Source organism: Brevundimonas sp. GN22, assembly GCF_054824005.1.
Map to the genome: position 1 here is coordinate 1 of NZ_JSYD01000148.1, position 2,263 is coordinate 2,263.

Below are 2,263 nucleotides of genomic sequence, written 5' to 3' on the forward strand. Positions count from 1 at the left end.
CGAACACGTGACCCCCGCATTACGAATGCGTAGGCCTGACCCGTCTAGTCAACGCGACATCTCCTTCTTACGCACCTTAAGCCTGTCTAACTTCACTTTTCGCCACTCTGAAAGATTAAAGTCAGGCTTTCGGCGTATGTCTTCGTTCGGGTAAGTGCACCTGATCACTTCCAATAAATATTTTTTATCCTCAATATCGGCTTCGACGATCTCGCGTACTCGCGCGTCGGAAGCTTCTTCTTTTATCTTCTGAAGCTCAGCTACTTCCTTAATGCTTTGCTGAATACGGATCTCCCCTTCATCCCATTTTCGCTTGTCATCGGGCGTTTCGGGACCATTAAAGATGACTTCCATGGTGCGATGATTGATTTGGATGTCGTGAGGATGAGGGACCGGATCTGGGCGAGGCACGCCAGTTGCATCGCAACGAGCAAACTCTTCATCCCAGTGCCGCTTGTACTCGTAAAAGGTTTTGAACAGGTCAAAACGGTTTTCATACTCTTTGTCCTGAGCGGACTTCACAAGGTTGGCCAATGCGATCTGCGACCTGTGGCTTCCCTTGACGGCCGACACACCCAGGCTGCGGATTACGGCTTGAATCATAGGAAGCTCTACGATCTGTCCATTTTCTTGTAGTTGGATAGGACGGCTCGCCTCGATAAGAACCATGTCATAAAGGCTCGGCCCAGTTGCCGTCTGACGTTTAGGGCTCTTTTTCTTGCGGGGTCGTCCGGCGGGGTTTCCAGACTGGCCCTTTTTGAAGCGACTATGTTCTGGCGGTTGCCCGTAACCGACGGCTGGTGATGACTTGCTCATGACACCGCCTGCAGCACTTCTACGTCTCGTAACTCATCGAAGGTTTTTCCGTCTTCGAGCCGCATAGCTTTCTTGCCAGTCAATTGCTCAAAGCGACAGACGATGACGTCGCAATAATGAGGGTCGTACTCGATGAGGCGCGCTGTTCGCCCGCAGCTCTCGGCGGCGATCAAGGTCGTGCCGGATCCACCAAACCCATCCAAAATGATATCGCCACGCTTTGAACAATCCTTGATGGCGTCAGCCACAAGGGCTGTGGGCTTGACGGTCGGATGCATCTCTAATGCCTCGGTACGATCAGGGCTGATGCTGCTGATCCCGGCATAATCCCAGACATTGGTGCGATATCGCCCAGTGTCTCCTAAACCGAAGGTGTTGGTATGAGGGGCTGTGCCAATCTTATAAACGAATATCAGTTCGTGCTTAGAGCGGTAGAAGGTGCCCATCCCACCATTGGTTTTGTTCCAAACGCAGAGGTTCTTAAGTTCGGTGAAGACAGAAGATCCCGCGTCCATCAACTCGCGAATGTGACGCCAGTCCATGCAGACAAAGGCAATCGCCCCGTCACGACACCGATCGGCCATGGGCTTGAGGCTTTCGGTCAGGAAAGCCGTGAAGGCCGCTGGACTCATTTCACCTGAAGCCATGGCAAACTCACGGTGATGAATGCTACCAGCTCCACATACATGCCCGTCAATCGGAACATTGTATGGCGGATCTGTGAAGATCAGATCGACCTGCTCGCTTGAGAGCAGCTTGTCATAATCGCTGGGCTCGCGCGCATCCCCACAGATGAGCCGATGACGCCCTAGCTGCCAGACATCGCCTCTACGCGTTATCGCGGTATGAGACAGTCGCGGGATCTGATCTTCAGCCGTAGATGCGGAGGCTGGATCACTTTCACGCGCAAGATCCAAGGTCAGGTCCACCTCGGCCAAGGAAAACCCCGTCAGGGTGACGTCAAAATCCAGATCGATGAGCGCCTCAAGCTCAATGGCTAGGAGTTGCTGATCCCAGCCTGCGTTTAAGGCTAGTTTGTTATCGGCCAATATATAGGCGCGACGCTCTTCGGCCGAGAGGTGCGAGAGGCGCAAAGTGGGCACACTGGTCAAACCCAGACTTTCAGCCGCTTTGACGCGGCCATGTCCCGCGATGATTTCGTTGTTGTCGCTTATGAGGACGGGATTGTTAAAACCGAAGCGCTGAATGCTATCTGCGATCTGACGCACCTGTTTTTTAGAATGGGTACGGGCGTTTCCTGAGTACGGTTTAAGGTTGGCGGGGGGGAGGTACTGGATATCTTGCATAAGATCATCTTATACAAGATGCCCGGCTTAAAATAAATACCATCGGTTTTTAAGTGCGGCTATAGAGTGGACTAGCGCTGCAATCTGAGCGTTAGTGCAGGTGTCCCGCTCGGCCAAGCCGGGCTCGGATCAGTAGGGGC

At 53.0% G+C, this 2,263-nt stretch carries 2 protein-coding genes; both read right to left on the reverse strand.

What is annotated here, in order from left to right; genetic code table 11:
• Positions 1 to 48: 48 nt before the first annotated feature.
• A complete protein-coding gene (locus OB03_RS14445; RefSeq protein ID WP_461344623.1) occupies positions 49 to 816 on the reverse strand; it encodes a DUF5681 domain-containing protein in 768 nt (255 codons plus the stop codon).
• Positions 813 to 2,123 carry a site-specific DNA-methyltransferase gene (locus tag OB03_RS14450; RefSeq protein WP_461344624.1) on the reverse strand — a complete coding sequence of 437 codons (1,311 nt, stop codon included), beginning with the start codon at positions 2,121 to 2,123 and terminating at the stop codon, positions 813 to 815. Before OB03_RS14450 ends, OB03_RS14445 begins: the two co-directional genes overlap by 4 nt.
• Positions 2,124 to 2,263: the final 140 nt, after the last annotated feature.